This is a genomic window from Stenotrophomonas sp. 78350_Sma, from assembly GCF_056482105.1.
Genome location: NZ_CM151182.1, coordinates 2,174,120 through 2,194,588 on the forward strand (window position 1 = coordinate 2,174,120; position 20,469 = coordinate 2,194,588).

Genomic DNA, 20,469 nt, shown 5'->3' on the forward strand with positions numbered 1-20,469 from the left:
ACGCACCTTCACAACCGGCTTCGCACCGATGACCCGTCCGCTTCTGCTGCTCGCCCTGCTGTCCCTGCCGCTGGCCGGCTTCGCTTCCAGCTTCGCCGGCACCTCGGCCGGCTCCGCCACCGGTGCATCGTCGGGCTCTTCGGCCAGCAGTTCGGGCGATGACAAGGTGGTGCAGGCTGCACGTGATGATGCCGCTGCTTTCGTTGCCAGCGACGGCCAGATCCGGGGCGCGCGCCTGCAGGCCGCGCTGGTCCACCTGCGCGAGCGGAGCACCGCCGCACAGCAGCAGAGCGATCTGGAACTGGCCCGCGCGCTGCTGGCGCGTTGATCCAGGCGGCATGACCTCCGCGTCATCGCTTTCTGTAGCGCCGAGCCATGCTCGGCTGAGCGCCAGGCGCAGATGGGCGGTTACAGCAGCCGCGCATGGCGTGGCTCTACTGCTGGCCGCTCACGTCGCGCATGCAGCTGATCGCCTGGAGCTCGATCCCTCAGGTCTCGATCCGGCACAGCAGCAGCTCGCCAGCCAGACCCTGGCCGACGTGAGGGCGCTGCTGCCGGATGGCCTGCTGGCTGCATTGCCGGCACAGGTCCAGGTGCGCTGGAGCGATGACCTGCCGGCAGATGTGCACGGCCGCGCTTTCGCCGGGCACATCGACCTGCGTCGGGAGTTGCTGGATGACGCCGTGCCCGGCGCCCGCCGCGCGCGGCGCAGCGCCCTGGTGCATGAGCTGACCCATGTTGCAGACCGTGGCGGCGCGAACTGGTCGCGCAGTGCGCGCTGGCGTGATCTGGCCGGATGGCAGCGCAAGCCCTGGCATCTCGGCCGTGGTCACAACGACTTCCGTGACCGTAGTCCGGACACCTATGAATTGAAGGACCCGGCCGAGCATCTGGCCGTGAACGCCGAGCACTTCGTGCTCGATGCCGAGTTTGCCTGCCGTCGCCCGGCGCTGGCGCAGTGGTACCTGGCGCATTTCGGATCACCTCCGTCGCTGCCGCAATCCCATTGCTCCACCGCGCTGCCGTTGCTGCAGGCCGATGCGGAAGAGGGCGCCGCGTCATTGCTGCAGCTCGATCCCTCCCGTGTCTACGCGGTGGACTACCTGTTCGCCGAAGGCAGCGCGCAGCCGATGAGCCGCTGGGGCCACAGCATGTTGCGGCTGGTGATCTGCCGGCCCGGCCGCGCTCCGGGGCCGGACTGCCGCCTGGACCTGGAGTACCACCGCGTGCTGTCGTTCCGCGCATTCGTCGGTGACGTGCAGATCTCCAACTGGCGCGGGCTGACCGGGGGTTATCCTTCGCGGCTGTTCGTGTTGCCGCTGCAGCAGGTGGTGGACGAGTACACCAAGGTGGAACTGCGTGGGCTGCAGTCGCTGCCGTTGCAGTTGTCGCCCGGCGAGATCGCCAGCCTGCTCGAGCGCACTGCACAGGTGCACTGGAGCTATGACGGGCGCTATTACTTTGTCAGCAACAACTGCGCGGTGGAAACCGCGAAGCTGTTGCAGGCGGGTGTGCCGCGCCTGGGCGAGGCCGGGCTGGCCCAGCTGAGTCCGCGCGGATTGAAGCGTCGGCTGTCCCGGCTGCATGTACTGGACGAGCAGGTGCTGACGGACCGCAATGCAGCGCAGGCGCAGGGTTACTACTTCGCCTCGGCACGCGACCACTACCAGCAGTTGTTCGATGTGGCGGCTTCGCAGCTGGACCTGCCGGTGCGCGACGTGCGCGGCTGGCTGAAGCTGCCCGCGCATCAGCGAGCGCCCTGGTTGCTGCAGGGCGACCTGCGTGCCAGCGCCGGCCTGCTGCTGCTGGAGCAGGCCGCGCAACGCCGCGCCGAACTGCGCGCGCGTGACGTGCTGAAGCGGCAGCTGCTGGCCGCACCGGGCAGCAACGAATCCCGGAATCTGCACGGGCTGCTGGAACAGAGCGGGCAGTGGCTGCGCCCCGGCACGTTGCTGCGGGATGGCGGCTATGGACTGCCGTTGGCCGATGAGCAGGCGGCACTGGCCGGGGCAGTGGCCACCGCCAGTGCGCAGGCAGTTCCTGCATGGCGGGCATTGCGCGTGCAGCTGCGCCAGACGCTGCCGGTGCCGCAGCGCGAGGAAATGGACGCGATCGATGCCAATCTCGCCAGGCTCGGCTCGCATCTGCGCGAACAGGCTGCGCCACCGGTTACTGGCGCGGAAGCTCGATGACGAAGCGGCTGCCCCCGGCATTGCCGGGCGTGCAGTAGACGCGGCCACCATGCGCATCAGCGATGGCCTTGACCACCGCCAGGCCCAGCCCGCTGCCGCCGCCCTGGCGGGAGCGCGAGCCATCGGCGCGCATGAACGGAGTGAAGATGTCGGTGTGGAGTTCCGGGTCGATGCCCGGACCTTCGTCTTCGATTGCCACCTGCACGTGTCCCGGCGTGTCATGCACGGCAATCCTCACCTTGCCCGGGCTGGCGTAGCGTCGCGCGTTCTCCAGCAGTGCCAGCAGCGCCTGGCGCAGGCGGGTCGGGTCGCAGTGCGCGTTGTGTTCCTCGCGGCTGGTTTCCAGCTCCAGCACGAAGCCGGCGGCACGGAACTGCGGGTCGACCAGGGTCATCACCGAGTGCACCTCGGCGACCACGTCGGTGCGTGCGCGGCGCACGTCCAGCCGCGCATTGTCGGACAGGCTGAGTACGCGCAGATCCTCGATCAGTCGCGACAAGCCCTCGACCTGCGCGAGCAGGCTGCGGAACTGTGACTGGTCGGGCTGGAACACACCCTCGGCCAGGCCCTGCAGGCGGCCGCGCAGGATCGTCACCGGGGTCCGCAGTTCATGGGCGATGGCCGCATGCCACATCGCGCGCTCGCTCTCCATGTGCTGCAGGCGGCGCGCCATTGCATTGAAGTCCTCAACCAGGGTCGCCACCTCGCCCGGCGAATTCTCTTCGACGCTGGCACGTGCCCCCAGGTCGCCGCCAGCGAGCGCGCGCACGCTGTCCACCAGTGAATTCAAGGGTGACAGGATGCGATGGGCGAGACGGAACGAGGCGGCGATGGCCAGCGCCAGGCCGGTCAGGATCACGCCGACCATCCACGCCAGCTCCGGCCCGGTCGGCAGCCAGCCTTCCGGTTCCTCGGTGCTGCCGGGGAAAAACTCGACCAGCACCGCATACAGCAACCATGACGACAGGATCATCATCACGATCACGCCGATCACCATCAACGACATCGAGACGATGATGTGCCGGCTGAGCCCGGATCGGCGCAGGCGGCCCATCAGCGGTCGGCCATCAGCCGGTAGCCTACACCCCGCACGCTGGCCGGTACGTTGACCATGCCGACTTCGTCCAGCTTGCGGCGAAGCTTGCTTACATGGCTGTCGACGGTGCGCTCCAGCGCCTCGCTTTCCGGCAGGCATTCGTGCATCAGTTCGCTGCGGCTGAAGATGCGTGTCGGCGCCAGCGCCATGCAGTGCAGCAGCTTGAACTCGGTGAGAGTGAGCAGTACTTCATGGCTGTAGCCTTCGCCTTCGACGTGCACGGCGTGGGTGGCCGAGTCGATCAGCAACGGGCCAGCGCGCAGCGCCGTCGGCGCGTCCACGCGTGAGGCACGCAGCGTGCGCCGCAGTACCGCACGCACGCGCGCGGCAACTTCGGCCGGATTGAATGGCTTGACCACATAGTCGTCCGCGCCCATGCGCAGCGCGGTCAGCTTGTCCAGGTCCTGGTCCAGCGCGGTCAGCATGATCACCGGCGTTTCGCCGCGCTGGCGCAGCTGTGTCAGGACGCTCCAGCCATCCAGTCGCGGCAGCTGCACGTCGAGCAGGACCAGGTCGGGGCGGGCGCTGCGGTGCAGGTCCAGTGCACTGTGGCCATCGGCGGCGCGCAGGGTGCGCAGTCCTTCGCGTTCCAGGTAGGCGGTAAGAATATCGGCGATCTCGGCCTCATCCTCGACGATCAGGACGAGGGCGGCGAGGGCAGGGGAGGCATGCATGCAGGGGCGGGGCCTTAAGGTGCTTGCCTCCATCGTATCTCCACAGTTCCTCCATCGAAACCCCATCATCGCCCCGCAGACTGCACCCTTCAGAACCTATCAGCCGCCTGCGCGGCATTGTGCACAGCAATGAGAACCTTCAGGACTCCGGTCGCGTTGATCGCGGCCCTCGCCCTGGCCATGACGGCCTGCTCCAACCCCGAAGCCACGCCCGAAGCCACACCGCGTGTCAGCGTGGTCACCGTCGGCCCGCAGGTGGTACAGCGTGATGACGAACTGCCCGGCCGCGTGGCCGCCGTGCGCACCGCGCAGATCCGTGCCCAGGTGGGCGGCATCGTGCAGCGCCGCCTGTTTGACCAGGGCGCGGAAGTGAGCGCCGGCCAGGCCCTGTTCCAGATCGATCCGGCGGCGTTCCGCGCCGACGTGGATTCTGCACTGGCTGCCCTGCAGCGCAGTGAGGCCGCGCTGGGCCGCAGTCGCGTGCAGTCGCAGCGCCTGCATGCGCTGGCCGCCGCGCAGGCGGTCAGCCAGCAGCACCGCGACGATGCCCGTGCCGAGTACGAACAGGCACGCGCTGCGGTGAACGAGGCGCGCGCGATCCTGTCCCGTCGCCAGCTCGATCTGCGTTACGCGACGGTCAGTGCACCGATTGCCGGCCGCATCGATCAGGCGCTGGTGACCGAGGGCGCACTGGTCGGTGCTGCCGATGCCGAACCGATGGCAGTGGTGCAGCAGATCGACCAGGTTTACGTCGACGTGCGCCAGCCAGCGGCGCAGCTCGAGTCGCTGCAGCGCAGCGCTGGCGGTGGCGAGCTGCCGGTGACGATCATCGGTCCCGCTGGCAAGCCGCTGCCCGAGCGCGGCCAGCTGCTGTTCTCCGGCATCAATGTCGACACGCGCACCGGCGATGTGATCCTGCGCATCCTGGTCGACAACCCACAGCGGCAGCTGCTGCCCGGCATGTATGTGCGCGCGAGGGTGCCACGGGGCGCGCCCGCCAGCGCATTGACCGTGCCACAGCAGGCGGTGCTGCGCAGCGCCGGCGGCCAGGCCTATGCCTGGGTGATCGGCGCCGACGGCAAGGCGGTGATCCGCACGCTGGAAGTGGACGGTAGTGTCGATCGCCAGTGGCTGGTGCGCACGGGCCTGAAGGCCGGCGAGAAAGTAGTGGTCGAGGGCCAGGAACGCCTGCAGGAAGGTGTGGTGGTCGATGCGCGTGACTGGCAGCTGCCGGTCGCAGGCGCCGGTGCCGTGCAGGCCGGCAGCAAGGGCTGAGCCTGTTCCGGGCCGGTCCCTCCAGGAAAATCCAACATGGCACGTTTCTTCATCGATCGCCCGGTGTTCGCCTGGGTGCTGGCGATCTTCATCATCCTGGCTGGCGTACTGGCGATCCCACGGCTGGCCGTGGAGCGCTATCCGGCGGTGGCGCCACCCAGCGTCAGCATCTATGCCAGCTACCCCGGTGCCAGCCCGCAGACGCTGAATGATGCGGTGGTCGGCCTTATCGAGCGCGAGCTGTCCAGCGTCAAGCACCTGCTGTACTTCGAGTCGTCGGTGGACACCTCCGGCGAAGCCTCGATCACCGCCACCTTCAAGCCCGGCACCAACCCGGAGCTTGCACAGGTGGACGTGCAGAACCGGATCAAGGCGATCGAGCCGCGCCTGCCGCGCAGCGTGCGCCAGAACGGCCTGTTCGTGGAGGCCGCCGATTCCGGTTTCCTGATGCTGGTCGGCCTGCGTTCGCCGGATGCCAGCGTCAGCGAGGCCGCGCTGGGCGACTTCATGGCGCGCAACATCATCGAAGAGCTGCGCCGCATTGATGGCGTCGGCCGCGTGCAGCTGTTCGGTGCCGAACAGGCGATGCGGGTGTGGCTGGACCCGACCCGGTTGACCGGCTACGGCCTGACCATGGGCGATGTAGCCACCGCCATCGAGCAGCAGAACCTGGAGATTTCGCCGGGGCGCATCGGCGATTCGCCGGGCGTGCCGGGCCAGCGCATCACCGTGCCGCTGAGTGCCGATGGCCAGCTGTCCACGCCGGAGCAGTTCGCTGCCATCGTACTGCGCGCCGGGGCCGACGGCTCGCGGGTGGTGCTGGGCGATGTCGCCCGCGTCCAGCTGGGCGCGCAGAGCTATGCCTGGGGTACCCGCGAAGATGGCCATCCGGCTACCGCCGCCGGCGTGCAGCTGCGCCCCGGCGCGAATGCCGTGCGGACCGCATCTGCAGTGCGCGAACGCATGGCCGAACTGGCGCCGCTGCTGCCGCGCGGCGTGGAGTCGAGCATTCCGTTCGACACCGCGCCCTTCGTGAAGATCTCGATCCAGAAGGTGGTGCAGACCCTGCTGGAGGCGATGCTGCTGGTGTTCGCGGTGATGTACCTGTTCCTGCAGAACTGGCGTTACACGCTGATCCCGGCGCTGGTCGCGCCGATCGCGCTGCTGGGCACCTTTGCAGTGATGCTGGCGCTGGGCTTTTCGATCAACGTGCTGACCATGTTCGGCATGGTACTGGCGATCGGCATCATCGTTGACGATGCGATCGTGGTGGTCGAAGGCGTGGAGCGGATCATGGCCGAGGAAGGCCTGCCACCCCGTGAGGCCACCATCAAGGCGATGCGCGAGCTGACCGGTGCGGTGATCGGCATCACCCTGGTGCTGACTGCGGTCTTCATTCCGATGGCATTCGCCAGCGGCTCGGTGGGCGCGATCTACCGCCAGTTCACCGTGGCGATGGCCGTGTCGATCCTGTTCTCGGCGCTGCTGGCATTGAGCTTGACCCCGGCGCTGTGCGCGACCCTGCTGCGCCCGAGCACCCATGGCCATCATGGTCGTGGTGGGCTGTTCGGCGCCTTCAATCGCGGCTTCGAGACGATGACCGGGCGCTACCAGCGCGGCGTGGCCTCGGTGCTGCAGCGCAGTGGGCGGGTGATGGGCGTGTTCGCCGCGCTGGTGGTTGCGCTGCTGCTGGGCCTGCACTGGCTGCCGGGCGCGTTCCTGCCGGAAGAGGACCAGGGCTATTTCATGACCTCGATCCAGCTGCCGGCCGAAGCCACCGCCGAACGTACGCTGGCCGTGGTCGAAGCCTACGAACGGCATGTGGCCTCACGCCCGGGAATCGGCTCCAACCAGTCGATCCTCGGCTACAGCTTCTCCGGTTCCGGCCCGAGCGCGGCGCTGACCTACACCATGTTGAAGGACTGGGGCGAGCGTGCAGGCGCTACCGCAGCCGGCGAAGTGGAGGCCGCGCAGAAGGCGATGGCGACGATTGCCGAGGGTGAGGTGATGAGCGTGATGCCGCCGGCCATCGACAGCCTGGGGCGCTCGTCCGGCTTCTCGCTGGCGCTGCAGGCGCGCACCGGGCAGAGCCAGGCAGAGCTGCGCGCGGCGTTGCAGCAGCTGCTGAAGCTGGCCGAGGCCAGCCCGTTGCTGTCGGAGGTGCACGCCGATGGCCTGCCGGCAGGTACCAGCGTGCGGCTGGACATCAACCGCGCCAAGGCCGAGGCGATGGGCGTGGGGTTCGAGCAGATCAGCAGCACGCTGTCGGCGGCAATGGGCTCGCAGTACGTCAACGACTTCCCCAACAAGGGCCGGTTGCAGCAGGTGATCCTGCAGGCCGATGCACCCCACCGGAAGGAGCTGGAGGATGTGCTGAAGCTGTACGTGCGCAACAGCGACGGCGGCATGGTGGCGTTGTCGGAACTGGTGACGCCGCACTGGACCGAGGCGCCGCTGCAGCTGCAGCGCTATCTCGGCTTCCCGGCGTTGAACCTGTCCGGCGCACCGGCCTCCGGCGTATCGACCGGCCAGGCCATGGCGGAGATGGAGCGGTTGGCGGAGAAGCTGCCGTCCGGTTTTGCCCTGCAGTGGACCAGCCAGTCGCTGCAGGAGCGGGAATCGGGGGCGCAGGCGCCGTGGCTGTTGCTGCTGTCGATGCTGGTGGTGTTCCTGGTACTGGCGGCGCTGTACGAGAGCTGGTCGATTCCGCTGGCGGTGATGCTGGTGGTGCCGCTGGGCCTGCTCGGTGCGGTTGCTGCGGTGCTGTTGCGGGGCATGCCCAACGACGTGTTCTTCAAGGTCGGCATGATCACCGTGATCGGGCTGTCGGCGAAGAACGCGATCCTCATCGTCGAGTTCGCGCGCCAGCTGCAGCAGCAGGGGCGCGGCCTGATGGAAGCGGCATTGGAGGCGGCGCGGCTGCGCCTGCGGCCGATCGTGATGACCTCGCTGGCCTTCGCGCTGGGCGTGGTGCCACTGATGCTGGCGCAGGGCGCGTCGAAGGAAACCCAGCAGGCGATCGGAACCGGTGTGTTTGGCGGCATGGTCAGTGCGACCGTGCTGGCGGTGTTCTTCGTGCCGGTCTTCTATGTAGTGGTGCAGGGCGCGCGGCAGTGGATCGCGCAGCGCCTGCGCAGGCGCCGGCCGATGCCGGAAGGATCCGTGGATGGAACGGGACATCGTTGAAGACCTGCATGAGCGGCAGCTGGCAGCGCTGGAACAGCGCCTGCGGCAGGCATTGCTGGATGACGACCACGATGCGCTGACCGCGCTGGTATCGCCGGCATTGTTCATGATGGACGGGCAGGGCGGGCGCATGCTCGATCTGCCCTGGCTGGGCGACTGGCTGGCCGGAAACCTGCAGGTGCGCAGCCTGCAGTCGTACACGGTGGAAACGCTGCTGTGCGGGCGCCTCGCATTGTTGTCCAGCGACGTGCGCTTGTCGGTGCGCGGGCAGGGCCAGGAGCGCGAGCTGAAACTGCGGCTGCTGCGGGTGTGGACCTGCAGTTCCGGCGAAAGCGGCGCACAGCTGTTGTCGATGGCGGTACTGGCCGCATGAGTGCGGTCAGGCCGCTTTCAGGCCCCGCTCACCAACAGGTGGTAGGGTCGAGCCTCTCTGTAGTGTCGACAAGGAGTCGAGCCATGCGTGTAGTTCCCAGTCTGTTGGCAGCCTCCCTCGGGTTGGTGCTGGCCGCGTGCCAGCCAGCCCAGTCACCCGCTGCGGGCGGCAATGACACTCCGCCTGCCATGCCGCAGCCAAGTGCCAGCACCGCGGGTGGCAGCGAGACCACCTATCAGTGTGGTGATCTGAACGTGCGTGCGACCTTCAATGGCGAAGACGCCGCCACGGTGGTGATCGGCGAACGCACCTTCGCCATGACCTCCGAGCGGGCGGCGTCCGGCGCCAAGTATGGCGATGGCCAGGGCAACAGCTTCTGGACCAAGGGCAGCGATGATGGCCTGCTGAGCCTGAAGGGCGAGGCCGACCGCGAGTGCCATGCAGTGGAGGCCACCGAAGGCGATGGCAGTGCCGGCAATGCCGCGTTCCGTGCCACCGGCAATGAACCCGGCTGGCTTGCGGTTGTCGACGGCGACACGCCGGGCCTGCAGGTGGAAGTGGATTACGGTGAGCGTCGTTTCGATGTCGCCAAGCCCACCGAAGGTGCTGACGGATGGAGTGGCAAGGCGTCTGATGGCACCGACGTCAAGCTCAGCTTCCAGCGCACTACCTGCCAGGACGATATGAGTGGCGAGGCGTTCGAGGCCAAGGTGAATCTGACCATCGGCACCCGCCAGTACCACGGCTGCGGCAATTTCGGCGCGAAGCAGCCGTAAGCCATCCGTAGAGCCGAGCTCATGCTCGGCTCTACATCATCGACGGGTCAGCCCTCGCAGGGCTTCAGGTCCAGCTCGAAGTCCAGGTCATAGCGACCGTTGATTCCGATCAGCGCTTCGCGGATCGCACAGTCACCGCGATGACGCGCAACCAGATCGGTGAAGATCTTTTCGCGGCCCTCGCAGTACTTCGCTCCGGCCTCTTCAAGTTCGCGGCGACGCTCGTCGTCGTAGGGTTCTTCACCCGCAAAATGCTGGCAGGTGTTCTCGCGCGCAAGGAAGGCCTGCACGTCAGCCGGCATCGCGCAGTAGATGCGCACGTCGTCGACGTCATACACATCCTCCGGAACCGGACAGCCTGCGGCTGCACGTGCCTTGTCCAGTGCTTCACCGCCCGAGGGCAGGTCGGTAGTGGGCTCGGCTTCGGCGGTGGCCTCGACGGCGGCCGGTGCCTCCACCGCCGGTGCGGTCGTCACCGCCGGTTCGGCCGGCGCGGGTTTCAGCGCAGCATCGGCAGCATTGTCCGCTGCCTGCGGCGAACACGCCGCAAGCAGGGACAGGCAGCCGATCAGCGCTAGGCGCTTAGTCGGCACGGCCAGCGAATTCGCCGGTGGCGGTGTTCACCAGCACGCGTTCGCCGTTGACGATGTACTCCGGCACCATGATCTCGATGCCGGTATTGAGCTTGGCCGGCTTCGGGCGCTTGGTGGCGGTGCCGCCCTTCAGTTCCGGCGGCGTCTCGATCACTTCCAGCACCACCGAGGCCGGCAGCTGGATCGCCACCGGCTGCTCGTCGATCACCTGCACGTAGATGCCGGTCAGGCCGTCGGTGATGTAGCCGGCGTCGTCGCCGATCACGTCCGCGTCCAGGGTGTAGGGGGTGTAGTCCTCATCATCGAGGAAGACGAAGGCGTCGCCGTCCTTGTACGAATACGTGGACTGGCGGCGCAGCAGTTCGACCTCGACCAGGTTGTCGTCGGCATCGAAGCTGGCATCGAGCTTGTTGCCGCCCGGCACGCTGTACATGATGAAGCGGAAGCGGACGTTGCCGCCGCGACCCTGCGGCGAGCTGCGCTCGATGTCGCGGATCTGGTACACGCCGTTGTTGAACTCGACGACGTTGCCCTTCTTGATGTCGTTGGCTTTCATGGTGATCTAGGTCGTTGGGGGAGGGCGCCGTCCCGGCGCCCGGGGGGAATCACTTCGGAGCGAGGCGGGTAGCGCCGTCCAGGCGGATGGTCTCGCCGTTGAGGTAGGTGTTGCCGAGGATGAAGCCGACCAGGCTGGCGAAGTCTTCCGGCTTGCCCAGGCGCGACGGGAACGGGATGGAGGCGGCCAGCGACTGCTGCACGGCTTCGGGCATGCCGTCGACCATCGGCGTCCAGAACACGCCCGGGGCAATCGTGTTGACGCGGATGCCGAAGCGCGACAGTTCGCGTGCCATCGGCAGCGTCATCGAGACCACGCCGCCCTTGCTGGCGGCATACGCGGCCTGGCCGATCTGGCCTTCATAGGCGGCGATGCTGGCGGTGTTGATGATCACGCCGCGCTCGCCGTCGGTGCCGGCTTCATTGTGCTGCATGCGGTTGGCGGCGGCCTTGGCGACGTTGAAGCTGCCGACCAGGTTGACCATCACCGTGCCCTGGAAGCCGGCCAGCGGCATCGGGCCTTCCTTGCCGAGCACGCGGCCGGCGCCGAGGATGCCGGCGCAGTTCATCGCCACGTTCAGGCCGCCGAGGAAGTCGTGGGCCTGGTCGATGGCCGCAGCCACGGCCGCCTCATCGCTGACGTTGACGTTGAAATAGCGGGCCTTGTCGGCACCCAGCCCGGCGACGGCGGCAGCGCCCTTGTCGTCGTTGAGGTCGAACAGGGCCACCTTGGCGCCCTGGGCGACGAGGTGCTGGGCCACGGCCAGGCCGAGGCCGGAGACGCCGCCAGTGATCACGGCACGTACGGAAGACAGCTGCATTGAACGGTCCTGCAGGTTCGAGAACCGCCGATTCTAACGGAAGCCGGGACCGTCGCTGTTGTGCACTGCGCCGCCTTTGCGGGGCGGCGCAGCGCGGCGGTCAACCGGCGGCGGCCAGCGCCTGCCCGGTGCGGCTGGCGGTGGCGCGGCCGAGCAGGCCGGCCAACCAGCGGCCGGTCTCGGCCAGTGCCGGCAGGTCCACGCCGCTGTCCAGGCCCAGGCCCTGCAGCAGGTAGACCACGTCTTCGCTGGCGACGTTGCCGCTGGCGCCCTTCGCATACGGGCAGCCACCGGCGCCGGAGACGGCACTGTCGACTACGCGCACGCCTTCTTCAAGGCAGGTGGCGATGTTGGCGATGGCCTGGCCGTAGGTGTCATGGAAGTGCACGGCCAGTGCTGCCATCGGAATCTCGGCGGCCACCGCCTGCAGCATGGCCCGTGCCTTGCGCGGGGTGCCGACGCCGATGGTGTCGCCCAGCGAGATTTCGTAACAGCCCATCTGGTGCAGGGCGCGCGCCACCCGCACCACGTCGGCCAGCGGTACGTCGCCCTGGTAGGGGCAGCCGAGCACGGTGGAGACGTAGCCGCGCACGCGCACGCCATCGGCGGCGGCACGGCGCAGGATCGGCTCGAAGCGGGCCAGCGATTCGTCGATGCCGGCATTGGTGTTGGTGCGGTTGAACGCCTCGGACGCGGCGGTGAACACCGCCACTTCCTCCACGCCCACCGCACGGGCACGGTCGTAGCCCTGTTCGTTCGGCACCAGTACCGGGTAGTGGATGCCCGGCCGGCGCTGGATGCCGGCATAGACCTCGGCGGCGTCGGCCAGCTGCGGGATCCACTTCGGGCTGACGAAACTGGTCGCCTCGATGCTGCGCAGGCCGGTGGCCGACAGGCGGTCGATCAGTTCGATCTTGTCGGCGGTGGAGACCGACTGCTTTTCGTTCTGCAGGCCGTCACGCGGGCCGACCTCGACGATGCGGACGTAGTCGCTCATGCGGTCACCCCGGCGGCGGGGCGGTGGCAGACCGCCTCGATGTTGTTGCCATCCGGGTCCAGCACGAAGGCACCGTAGTAGTCGGGGTGGTACCACGGGCGCAGGCCAGGCGCACCGTTGTCGCGGCCGCCGGCGGCGAGGGCGGCGGCATGGAAGGCGTCCACCTGGGTGCGGCTGGCGCAGGCGAAGGCCACGTGCACGCCGTGGCTGGCGGTACCGCCATTGCCGAGCCAGAAGAACGGCTTGCCGTCGCTGCCGAAGCCGATGTGGTCATGGGCGCCGGTCTGTTCGGCGGTGACTTCCATCACCACGCCGATCTGCAGAGGTGCCAGCGCCTGCAGGAAGAAGGACTTGCTGCGCGCCAGGTCGGCGCTGGTCAAACCAAGATGATCGAGCATGTTCAGGCTTCCGTGACCCAATGGGGGGCGCGCTTGTCGAGGAAGGCGCCCAGGCCTTCCTGGCCCTCGGCGGACACCCGCAGGCGCGCGATCAGGGCGGCATTATCGCGATCCAGGGCGTCACGGTCATGGCTGTCACGCACCTGCCGCACCAGCTGCTTGGCGCTGGAGGAGGCGATCGGACCGGCCTTGTCGAGCAATGCCAGCTGGCGTTGCACCGCCTCGTCCAGGCGCTCGGGCTCGACCAGCTGGTGGACCAGGCCGATGCGCAGCGCGGTCTCGCCGTCGAAGTGCTCGCCGGTGGCGAACCAGCGACGGGCCTGGCGCGGGCCGATGGCCTCGATGACATAGGGCGAGATCACCGCCGGCAGCAGGCCCAGGCGGCTTTCGGTCAGGCCGAAACGGGCCGAGGTGCTGGCAATGGCAATGTCGCAACAGGCGACCAGGCCGACGCCGCCACCGAAGGCCGCGCCGTGGACCCGGGCAAGGGTCGGCTTGGGCAGCTCGTCCAGGGTGCGCATCAGCCGCGCCAGTGCCAGTGAGTCTTCGCGGTTGTCGGCCTCGCTGGCCGCAGCCATGCCGCGCATCCACTGCATGTCGGCACCGGCCGAGAAGGAGGCGCCGTGGCCGGCCAGTACCACCGCGCGCACCGAAGCATCGTGGCCGGCGGCCTCCAGTGCGGCGGTCAGCCGGGCGATCAGCCCGGCGTCAAAGGCGTTGTGCAGCTCCGGCCGGTTCAGCCAGAGGGTGAGGACGGCGCCGCTGCGCTCGATCTGCAAAGCATCGTTCATGGGATTCCAGGGTCACTCCATACCTGTATGGATCATAGCGGGCCATTGGTCATGGGCCATGACGCGACGCGGGAATGTTAGAATCGAGAACCATTTACATCCAGCAGAGAACACGCTAGATGACGCTGTCCGAACTGCCGCTGCACACCTCGGCCGTGGTCGAGTCCGTGCAGGACCTGCATGCCAACGATGCCATCGCCCGTCGCCTGCGCGAGCTGGGTTTCGTGAAGGGCGAGGAAGTACGCCTGGTGGCCAAGGGTCCGGTGGGGGGCGAACCGCTGCTGGTGCAGGTCGGGTTCACCCGTTTCGCGCTGCGGATCAGTGAAGCCAAGCGGGTCGTGGTCGACGCCGCCAGCCAGGAACGACGCGCATGACCGCCACTGCCACTACCGCCCCCCTGCGCGTTGCGCTGGTCGGCAACCCCAACAGCGGCAAGACCGCACTGTTCAACCAGCTGACCGGCAGCCGGCAGAAGGTTGCCAATTACACCGGCGTCACTGTCGAACGGAAGGAAGGCCGCCTGCGTGCGCCGTCCGGCCGTGAATTCGCGGTGCTGGACCTGCCGGGCGCCTACAGCCTGCACCCGGCCAGCCTGGACGAGGCGATCACCCGCGACCTGTGCCGGGGTTTCTACCCGGGCGAAGCCGCACCGGACGTGCTGCTGTGCGTGATCGACGCCACCAACCTGCGCCTGCACCTGCGTTTCGCGCTGGAACTGCGCGAGCTGGGCAAGCCGATGGTGGTGGCCCTGAACATGGTCGATGCCGCCCAGCGCCGTGGCATCCAGGTGGACGTGGCCGCGCTGGAGCGCGAGCTGGGCGTGCCGGTGGTGGAGACCGTGGCGGTGCGCAAGCAGGGCGCCAAGGCCCTGGTCGAGCGCCTCGATGCGATGGTGCCGCACCTGGATGCGCCGGTGCCGGGCCCGGAAGGTGGCATCGACTACCACGCCAAGGTGCGCGAGATCCTGTCGGTGGCCGTGCGCATGCCGGCGCGGACCGCGAAGGTCGACGATGCGCTGGACCGCTGGCTGCTGCACCCGGTGTTCGGCCTGATCAGCCTGGCCGTGGTGATGTTCCTGATCTTCCAGGCGGTGTACGCCTGGGCCACGCCGCTGATGGACGGCATCGAGGCCGGTTTCGCCTGGCTCGGCGCCTTCGTCGGCAGCGTGCTGCCGGAAGGGCCGCTGGCCAGCCTGCTGACCGACGGCATCATCGCCGGTGTCGGTGGCGTGGTGGTGTTCCTGCCGCAGATCCTGATCCTGTTCTTCTTCATCCTGGTGCTGGAGGAATCCGGCTACCTGCCGCGTGCGGCGTTCCTGCTCGACCGCATGATGGCCGCCGCCGGCCTGTCCGGCCGCTCGTTCATCCCGCTGCTGTCCAGCTTCGCCTGTGCGGTGCCGGGCATCATGTCCACCCGCAGCATCCAGGACCCGCGTGACCGCCTGGCCACGATCCTGGTGGCGCCACTGATGACCTGTTCCGCACGCCTGCCGGTGTACGCGCTGCTGATCGGTGCGTTCATCCCGCAGAAGACGGTGTGGGGCGTGTTCAACCAGCAGGGCCTGGTGCTGTTCGGCCTGTACGCGGCCGGCATCCTCAGCGCGCTGGCGATGTCGTGGATCATGAAGAAGTGGCGCCGCGACAAGAGCGAGCATCCGCTGATGCTGGAGCTGCCCTCGTACCGCCTGCCGCACGTGCGCGACTTGGCGGTCGGCCTGTACGAGCGCGGCATGATCTTCCTCAAGCGCGTCGGCGGCATCATCCTGGCGCTGACCATCCTGTTGTGGGTGCTGCTGTCGTTCCCGGCGGCACCGGCCGGCGCCACGATGCCGGCCATCGACTACAGCTACGCCGGCCAGATCGGCCATGCGATGGCCGTGTTCTTTGCGCCGCTGGGCTTCAACTGGCAGATCTGCATCGCGCTGATCCCGGGCCTGGCCGCGCGTGAAGTGGCGGTGGCTTCTCTGGCCACGGTGTACGCACTGTCCGCGGCCGATGACGATGCCGCCAGCCAGGCACTGACCCCGCTGATCAGCGATGGCTGGTCGCTGGCCACCGCGCTGTCGCTGCTGGTCTGGTACATCTACGCCCCGATGTGCATCTCGACGCTGGCCACCATCAAGCGCGAGACCAACTCGTGGAAGCAGATGGGCTTCGCCGCGTTCTACCTGTTTGCCGCAGCTTACGTGGCCGCACTGATCACCTACCAGGTGACCAAGGCGCTGGGAGGCGGCTGATGGATACCGGCCTGCTGATCCAGTACCTGATCATCGCGGTGGCCGTGCTGGTCAGTGCCTGGGTGGTGCTGAAGAAGCAGTTCCCCGGCACCGTGCGCAAGCTGCGCGGGGCGCTGGCGCTGGCCCTGCTGAAGCCGGACCGTGCTGCCTGGCTGCAGGCGCTGGGGCGGAAGGTCGCGCCGCCGGCGAGCGGGAGTGGTGGTGCCTGTGGTGGCTGCGACAGCTGCGGGCCAACGAAAAAATAGCGTCGAGCCGTGCTCGACTGCCGTCGCCTGGTGGGTGCGAACCATGGTTCGCACGCTTTCGAGGCCCATCCACGCATGGCGTGGATCTACTGGACCGTGGCATAGGGCGTGGAACTACGTGGCCCGTGATCCGAGCTCTGCCGCCAGCGCCAGCCACGTGCTGCGTTGTGCCGGAGTACTGCTGCGTACCGCGCCGAGGCGGCTGACGCGCACCGGGCGGATGCCGCAGAACTCCAGGAGGGTGGCGCGGATCTGGGTGATGCCCGGGTCGCGGTAGATCCAGCGGTAGTACCAGGGGGGTGTATCCAGCGTGGTGATCACCCGTGCGCTGCGCCCGGCCAGCAACCGGTCCCACCACACTGAGTCGCGCCGGTAGCGGAAGGCGTACCCCGGCAGCAGCACGCGGTCGAAGAAGCCCTTCAGCAGCGCCGGCATCGCGCCCCACCAGGTGGGGTAGACCAGCACCAGATGATCGCAGGCCTCGATCGCATCGGCGGCGTCCTGCAGGTCGGCTTCCAGTGGCTGGATCTGGCGATAGCCATGGCGCAGCACCGGATCGAACTCGAGTTCACCCAATGCGATCAGGCGCACCCGGTGGCCGGCGTTCTCGGCGGCCGTGGCATAGCGCTGGGCGAGGGCGCCGCACAGGCTGTCACGGTCAGGATGGCCGAGCAGGATCAGGATGGAACGGGACACGGCAACCTCGGGCAATGGAAAGTGCGCGAGGTTGGGGTCTGTCCCAGGGGCAGAGTCAAACCGGGGTGGTGCAGCCGCTGGGTTCCAGGATGCAGTCGCCGCTGCCGGAGTGCAGCCACAGCTGCAGTTCGTCGCTGACCTGCTGCAGGTCGCGCTCGACCTGTGCCAGCCGCACCCGCTCGCTGGCAATGCGGCTGCGCTGCTGCTCCAGCAAGGCCAGCACCGCTGGCCAGTCGAGCCGACCATCACGGCCCTGCAGGCGCGAGATCGCGGCCAGGGTGATGCCCAGCCCCAGTGCCTGCCGGATCAGCTGCACCCAGGCCACGTCCTGTTCGCTGTAGTCGCGATAGCGGTTCAGGCGTGGCACCGGCGGCAGCAGTCCACGCGCCTCGTACAGGCGGATGGCCTTGGCGCTGGCACCGGTCAGGCGGCTGACCTCGGAGATGCGCATCGGCTCAGTCCCGCACCAGCCCGCCATCGACCACCAGGTTCTGGCCGGTTACCGCGCGCGACCAGGGACTGGCGAAGAACAGCGCGGCATCGGCGAACTCGGCCGGCGTGGTGACGCTGCGCAGCGGGGTGTTGGCAGCGATGTAGTCGAATACTGCTTCCGGCGTGGCGGCACTGGCATCGGTGGTGCGCAGCAGGCCACCGGACAGCATGTTCACGGTGATGCCATGCGGGCCCAGGTCGCCGGCCAGGGTGCGGGTCAGCGACAGCAGTGCGGCCTTGGCGGCGGTGTAGTCGTGGTAGGGCACCACCGGATTCTGGAACAGGTTGGTGCCGATGTTGATCACGCGGCCGAAGCGACGCGCCTGCATGCCGGGCAGGGCGGCCTGCACGGTGTTCAGCGCGCCGCGCACGCTGCCCTCGAACTGCGCCTGGAAGGCCGGCCAGCCGATATCCGCGGCGCCGTCGCGGGCATCGCCATTGAACGAGAAAGCGGCCAGCGCGTTGTTGACCACGGTGGTGACACCTTGGCCGAAGTGGGCCAGAGCGTGCTGCAGCATCGCATCGACCTGAGCGCGGTCGGTGACGTCGGCCGGCAGCGCGATCGCCTGCCCGCCCAGCTCGGCAGCCAGAGTACGTGCGGCGGCTTCGCTGCGGTGATAGTTGACGATGACGCGCGCGCCCTGCGCAGCGAACGCGCGGGCGATGTGCTGGCCAAGGCCGCGGCCGGCACCGGTGACCAGCACCAGCTGTTCGCTGATCTGCATGAGGGAGCTGCCATCCATTGCATGAAAGGGCATGCAGCGTAGCAGCGATGACGCTTGCCGGAGCGGGCGTGCTGCCGCTAGCCTGCAGGCATGAACCAGACTCCCCTGCGATTGCTCATTCACGGTGCCTCCGGGCGCATGGGCCAGGCCCTGCTGCGGCTGGCCGCCGAACAACCCGAAACCCTGCAGATCGTGGCTGCGGTAACCGGCCGTGCGCCGGCGCAGCGCGTGGTTGACGGTGTGCCGTTCTTCGGCGCCAGCGAACTGCCCGGCGCGCCGGTGTTCGATGTGGCGATCGACTTCAGCCTGCCGGAGGGTTTCGACCCGATGCTGGCGTTGTGCGTGGAGCGCGGGGCAGGGCTGGTGTCGGGCACCACCGGTATCTCCAGCACGCAGCGCCAGGCGCTGGAGGCCGCGGCGGCGAAGATCCCGCTGGTCTGGGCATCGAACTTCAGCCTGGGCGTGGCGGTACTGGACGAACTGGTGGAGCGTGCGGCGCAGGCGCTGGCCGGCTGGGACTGCGACATCGTCGAATCGCACCACACCCAGAAGAAGGACGCGCCATCGGGCACCGCGCTGACCCTGGGCACGGCCGCGCAGCGGGGCGGGGCGGAGCCGCATTACGCCAGCCTGCGTGCCGGTGACATCGTGGGCGAGCACCTGGTGCAGTTCACCGGGCTGGGCGAGCGCATCGAGCTGGTGCACCGCGCCACCAACCGCGACATCTTCGCCCGCGGCGCCCTGTTCGCCGCCCGCCAGCTGCAGGGCCGGGCGGCGGGCAGCTACCGGGTAAGGGACCTGCTGCAGTAAGTCGGTCGTGCCGGCCGCTGGCCGGCAACCTCGTGAAGCCCGACGGCAAGGGAATTGCCGGCCAGCGGCCGGCACTACCGGGCGGCGGACCCCGCATACGCCGCCGGATTGAAATGAACGCGCAATCGCCTGTTCATGAACAGCGATAACCGCTGGCGCGAGCGCCCCGGCAGCGCTACAATTCGCACTCGCCGAATCACGAAAGCCGGACCGGTCCCAGACCGTACGTCCGCGCTTTTTTGCAACCGGATTTCCGTGAAGCGCAGGCGTGACTTCGGCAGCCCCCTCGGTAGCCAAAGTGAGATTCCCGTGACCCAAGCCGCAATCCTCGTCCTCGAAGACGGCACCGTATTCGAGGGCGAATCCGTAGGCGCGCCCGGCCTGTCCGTCGGTGAGGTGGTGTTCAACACCGCCATGACCGGCTACCAGGAAGTGCTGACCGACCCGTCCTACGCCCGGCAGATGGTCACGCTGACCTATCCGCATATCGGTAACACCGGCATGACCGACCAGGACAATGAAGCGTCCAAGGTGTGGTCGGCCGGCCTGATCGTGCGCGATGTTCCCCGCCGCCCCAGCAACTGGCGCAGCCAGGTGTCGCTGCAGGACTGGCTGATCCAGCGTGGCGTGGTCGCCATCGCCGGCATCGACACCCGCAAGCTGACCCGCATCCTGCGCGAGAAGGGCGCGCAGAACGGTGCGCTGATGGCCGGCGACATCGACGTGGAAAAGGCACTGGAAGCCGCCCGCAAGTTCCCGGGGCTGAAGGGCATGGATCTGGCCAAGGTCGTCACTACCGAGAAGACCTACACCTGGACCGAGGGCCAGCTGGACCTGGATGCCAATGCCTTCGTCAGCGTGCCGGCCAGGTTCAAGGTCGTGGCCTACGACTTCGGCGTGAAGACCAACATCCTGCGCATGCTGGCCGAGCGCGGCTGCGAAGTGACCGTGGTACCGGCACAGACCCCGGCCGCCGACGTGCTGGCGCTGAAGCCGGACGGCGTGTTCCTGTCCAACGGTCCGGGTGACCCGGAACCCTGCGACTACGCCATCGAAGCGATCAAGACCTTCATCGACGTGAAGATCCCGACCTTCGGCATCTGCCTGGGCCACCAGCTGCTGGGCCTGGCCTCGGGCGCGCAGACCATGAAGATGGGCCACGGCCACCACGGTGCCAACCACCCGGTGCAGGACCTGGACAGCGGCCGGGTGATGATCACCTCGCAGAACCACGGCTTCGCGATCGATGAAGCGACCCTGCCGCCGACCCTGCGCGTGACCCACCGCTCGCTGTTCGATGGTACCAACCAGGGTGTTGCCCGCACCGACGTGCCGGCGTTCTCGTTCCAGGGCCATCCGGAAGCGTCGCCGGGCCCGACCGATGTCGGTCCGCTGTTCGACCGCTTCGTGGTGCTGATGGAGCAGGCCAAGGCGTGATCAGTACGCCGCCGGCCCCCCCGGTGGCGTCGCGATGGACCGTAAGCCCCCGCATCGCTGCTGCCCCTGGCGCGGCGCTGCGGATCAAGATTCCTGATCGA

The 20,469-nt window shown here is 68.1% G+C and carries 22 protein-coding genes; 11 read left to right on the top strand and 11 right to left on the bottom strand.

Going from position 1 to position 20,469, the window contains the following annotated elements; translation table 11 throughout:
* The first annotated feature begins 28 nt into the window (after positions 1-28).
* Entirely contained in the window at positions 29-328 is a 300-nt protein-coding gene (locus tag ACZK4H_RS10160; protein WP_099551654.1) for a DUF2388 domain-containing protein, read from the top strand.
* 10 nt (positions 329-338) lie between these two features.
* Positions 339-2,192, top strand: coding sequence for an Lnb N-terminal periplasmic domain-containing protein (locus ACZK4H_RS10165; RefSeq protein ID WP_278252883.1), 1,854 nt, complete (start codon positions 339-341; stop codon positions 2,190-2,192).
* Here ACZK4H_RS10165 and ACZK4H_RS10170 read toward each other — a convergent pair.
* On the bottom strand, positions 2,170-3,246 hold the full coding sequence (locus tag ACZK4H_RS10170) for an ATP-binding protein (RefSeq protein ID WP_099551656.1): 1,077 nt from the start codon (positions 3,244-3,246) through the stop codon (positions 2,170-2,172). The two genes, ACZK4H_RS10165 and ACZK4H_RS10170, sit on opposite strands and share 23 nt — an antisense overlap.
* Positions 3,246-3,962 (bottom strand): response regulator, encoded by a 717-nt coding sequence (locus ACZK4H_RS10175; RefSeq protein WP_185959206.1) that lies wholly within the window; start codon positions 3,960-3,962, stop codon positions 3,246-3,248. Before ACZK4H_RS10175 ends, ACZK4H_RS10170 begins: the two co-directional genes overlap by 1 nt.
* Positions 3,963-4,091: 129 nt before the next feature.
* On the opposite strand from ACZK4H_RS10175, the gene ACZK4H_RS10180 reads away from it, so the two are divergent.
* The 4 genes from ACZK4H_RS10180 (at position 4,092) to ACZK4H_RS10195 (ending at position 9,572) form a co-directional block, all read left to right on the top strand.
* Positions 4,092-5,237, top strand: coding sequence for an efflux RND transporter periplasmic adaptor subunit (locus tag ACZK4H_RS10180; RefSeq protein ID WP_099551657.1), 1,146 nt, complete (start codon positions 4,092-4,094; stop codon positions 5,235-5,237).
* 36 nt (positions 5,238-5,273) lie between these two features.
* The gene (locus ACZK4H_RS10185) at positions 5,274-8,423 is read left to right on the top strand and encodes a multidrug efflux RND transporter permease subunit (protein WP_099551658.1); all 3,150 of its coding nucleotides are present in this window, start codon (positions 5,274-5,276) and stop codon (positions 8,421-8,423) included.
* The gene (locus ACZK4H_RS10190) at positions 8,404-8,796 is read left to right on the top strand and encodes a nuclear transport factor 2 family protein (protein WP_099551659.1); all 393 of its coding nucleotides are present in this window, start codon (positions 8,404-8,406) and stop codon (positions 8,794-8,796) included. Before ACZK4H_RS10185 ends, ACZK4H_RS10190 begins: the two co-directional genes overlap by 20 nt.
* A gap of 83 nt (positions 8,797-8,879) precedes the next feature.
* The gene (locus tag ACZK4H_RS10195) at positions 8,880-9,572 is read left to right on the top strand and encodes a COG3650 family protein (protein WP_099551660.1); all 693 of its coding nucleotides are present in this window, start codon (positions 8,880-8,882) and stop codon (positions 9,570-9,572) included.
* Positions 9,573-9,619: 47 nt separating this feature from the next.
* On the opposite strand, the gene ACZK4H_RS10200 is transcribed toward ACZK4H_RS10195, so the two are convergent.
* From ACZK4H_RS10200 to ACZK4H_RS10225, 6 genes are all read right to left on the bottom strand, one after another.
* Positions 9,620-10,165 (bottom strand): hypothetical protein, encoded by a 546-nt coding sequence (locus tag ACZK4H_RS10200; RefSeq protein WP_099551661.1) that lies wholly within the window; start codon positions 10,163-10,165, stop codon positions 9,620-9,622.
* A complete protein-coding gene (yeiP, locus tag ACZK4H_RS10205; RefSeq protein ID WP_006363947.1) occupies positions 10,155-10,721 on the bottom strand; it encodes an elongation factor P-like protein YeiP in 567 nt (188 codons plus the stop codon). Before yeiP ends, ACZK4H_RS10200 begins: the two co-directional genes overlap by 11 nt.
* A gap of 49 nt (positions 10,722-10,770) precedes the next feature.
* Positions 10,771-11,541, bottom strand: a complete 771-nt coding sequence (locus tag ACZK4H_RS10210) for an SDR family oxidoreductase (RefSeq protein WP_099551662.1) — start codon at positions 11,539-11,541, stop codon at positions 10,771-10,773.
* A gap of 100 nt (positions 11,542-11,641) precedes the next feature.
* Positions 11,642-12,538: a hydroxymethylglutaryl-CoA lyase gene (locus tag ACZK4H_RS10215; RefSeq protein WP_099551663.1), complete on the bottom strand. Its 897-nt coding sequence runs from the start codon at positions 12,536-12,538 to the stop codon at positions 11,642-11,644.
* On the bottom strand, positions 12,535-12,936 hold the full coding sequence (locus tag ACZK4H_RS10220; RefSeq protein ID WP_099551664.1) for a VOC family protein: 402 nt from the start codon (positions 12,934-12,936) through the stop codon (positions 12,535-12,537). The genes ACZK4H_RS10215 and ACZK4H_RS10220 overlap by 4 nt, the downstream gene beginning before the upstream one ends.
* Positions 12,937-12,938: 2 nt before the next feature.
* The gene (locus tag ACZK4H_RS10225) at positions 12,939-13,727 is read right to left on the bottom strand and encodes an enoyl-CoA hydratase/isomerase family protein (RefSeq protein ID WP_099551665.1); all 789 of its coding nucleotides are present in this window, start codon (positions 13,725-13,727) and stop codon (positions 12,939-12,941) included.
* 119 nt (positions 13,728-13,846) lie between these two features.
* Between ACZK4H_RS10225 and ACZK4H_RS10230 the strand changes: the two genes are divergently transcribed.
* The 3 genes from ACZK4H_RS10230 to ACZK4H_RS10240 are packed head-to-tail and all read left to right on the top strand — an operon-like array spanning position 13,847 to position 16,208.
* Entirely contained in the window at positions 13,847-14,101 is a 255-nt protein-coding gene (locus tag ACZK4H_RS10230; RefSeq protein ID WP_005409473.1) for a FeoA family protein, read from the top strand.
* Positions 14,098-15,963 carry a ferrous iron transporter B gene (gene feoB, locus ACZK4H_RS10235; RefSeq protein ID WP_099551666.1) on the top strand — a complete coding sequence of 622 codons (1,866 nt, stop codon included), beginning with the start codon at positions 14,098-14,100 and terminating at the stop codon, positions 15,961-15,963. The genes ACZK4H_RS10230 and feoB overlap by 4 nt, the downstream gene beginning before the upstream one ends.
* The gene (locus tag ACZK4H_RS10240; RefSeq protein WP_099551667.1) at positions 15,963-16,208 is read left to right on the top strand and encodes a DUF6587 family protein; all 246 of its coding nucleotides are present in this window, start codon (positions 15,963-15,965) and stop codon (positions 16,206-16,208) included. The genes feoB and ACZK4H_RS10240 overlap by 1 nt, the downstream gene beginning before the upstream one ends.
* A 114-nt stretch (positions 16,209-16,322) precedes the next feature.
* On the opposite strand, the gene ACZK4H_RS10245 is transcribed toward ACZK4H_RS10240, so the two are convergent.
* From ACZK4H_RS10245 to ACZK4H_RS10255, 3 genes are read right to left on the bottom strand one after another with little or no spacing between them, the layout of a single operon-like run.
* Complete coding sequence (locus tag ACZK4H_RS10245) at positions 16,323-16,904, bottom strand: NAD(P)H-dependent oxidoreductase (protein ID WP_099551668.1); 582 nt, start codon at positions 16,902-16,904, stop codon at positions 16,323-16,325.
* A 55-nt stretch (positions 16,905-16,959) separates the two neighbouring features.
* Positions 16,960-17,355, bottom strand: a complete 396-nt coding sequence (locus ACZK4H_RS10250) for a MerR family transcriptional regulator (protein WP_099551669.1) — start codon at positions 17,353-17,355, stop codon at positions 16,960-16,962.
* Between the two features lie 4 nt (positions 17,356-17,359).
* Positions 17,360-18,121, bottom strand: a complete 762-nt coding sequence (locus tag ACZK4H_RS10255) for a 3-oxoacyl-ACP reductase (RefSeq protein ID WP_428843491.1) — start codon at positions 18,119-18,121, stop codon at positions 17,360-17,362.
* Positions 18,122-18,259: 138 nt separating this feature from the next.
* On the opposite strand from ACZK4H_RS10255, the gene ACZK4H_RS10260 reads away from it, so the two are divergent.
* Positions 18,260-18,931 (top strand): 4-hydroxy-tetrahydrodipicolinate reductase, encoded by a 672-nt coding sequence (locus ACZK4H_RS10260; protein WP_239503824.1) that lies wholly within the window; start codon positions 18,260-18,262, stop codon positions 18,929-18,931.
* Between the two features lie 309 nt (positions 18,932-19,240).
* Positions 19,241-20,368, top strand: a complete 1,128-nt coding sequence (gene carA, locus ACZK4H_RS10265) for a glutamine-hydrolyzing carbamoyl-phosphate synthase small subunit (protein WP_099551672.1) — start codon at positions 19,241-19,243, stop codon at positions 20,366-20,368.
* Positions 20,369-20,469 lie beyond the last annotated feature (101 nt).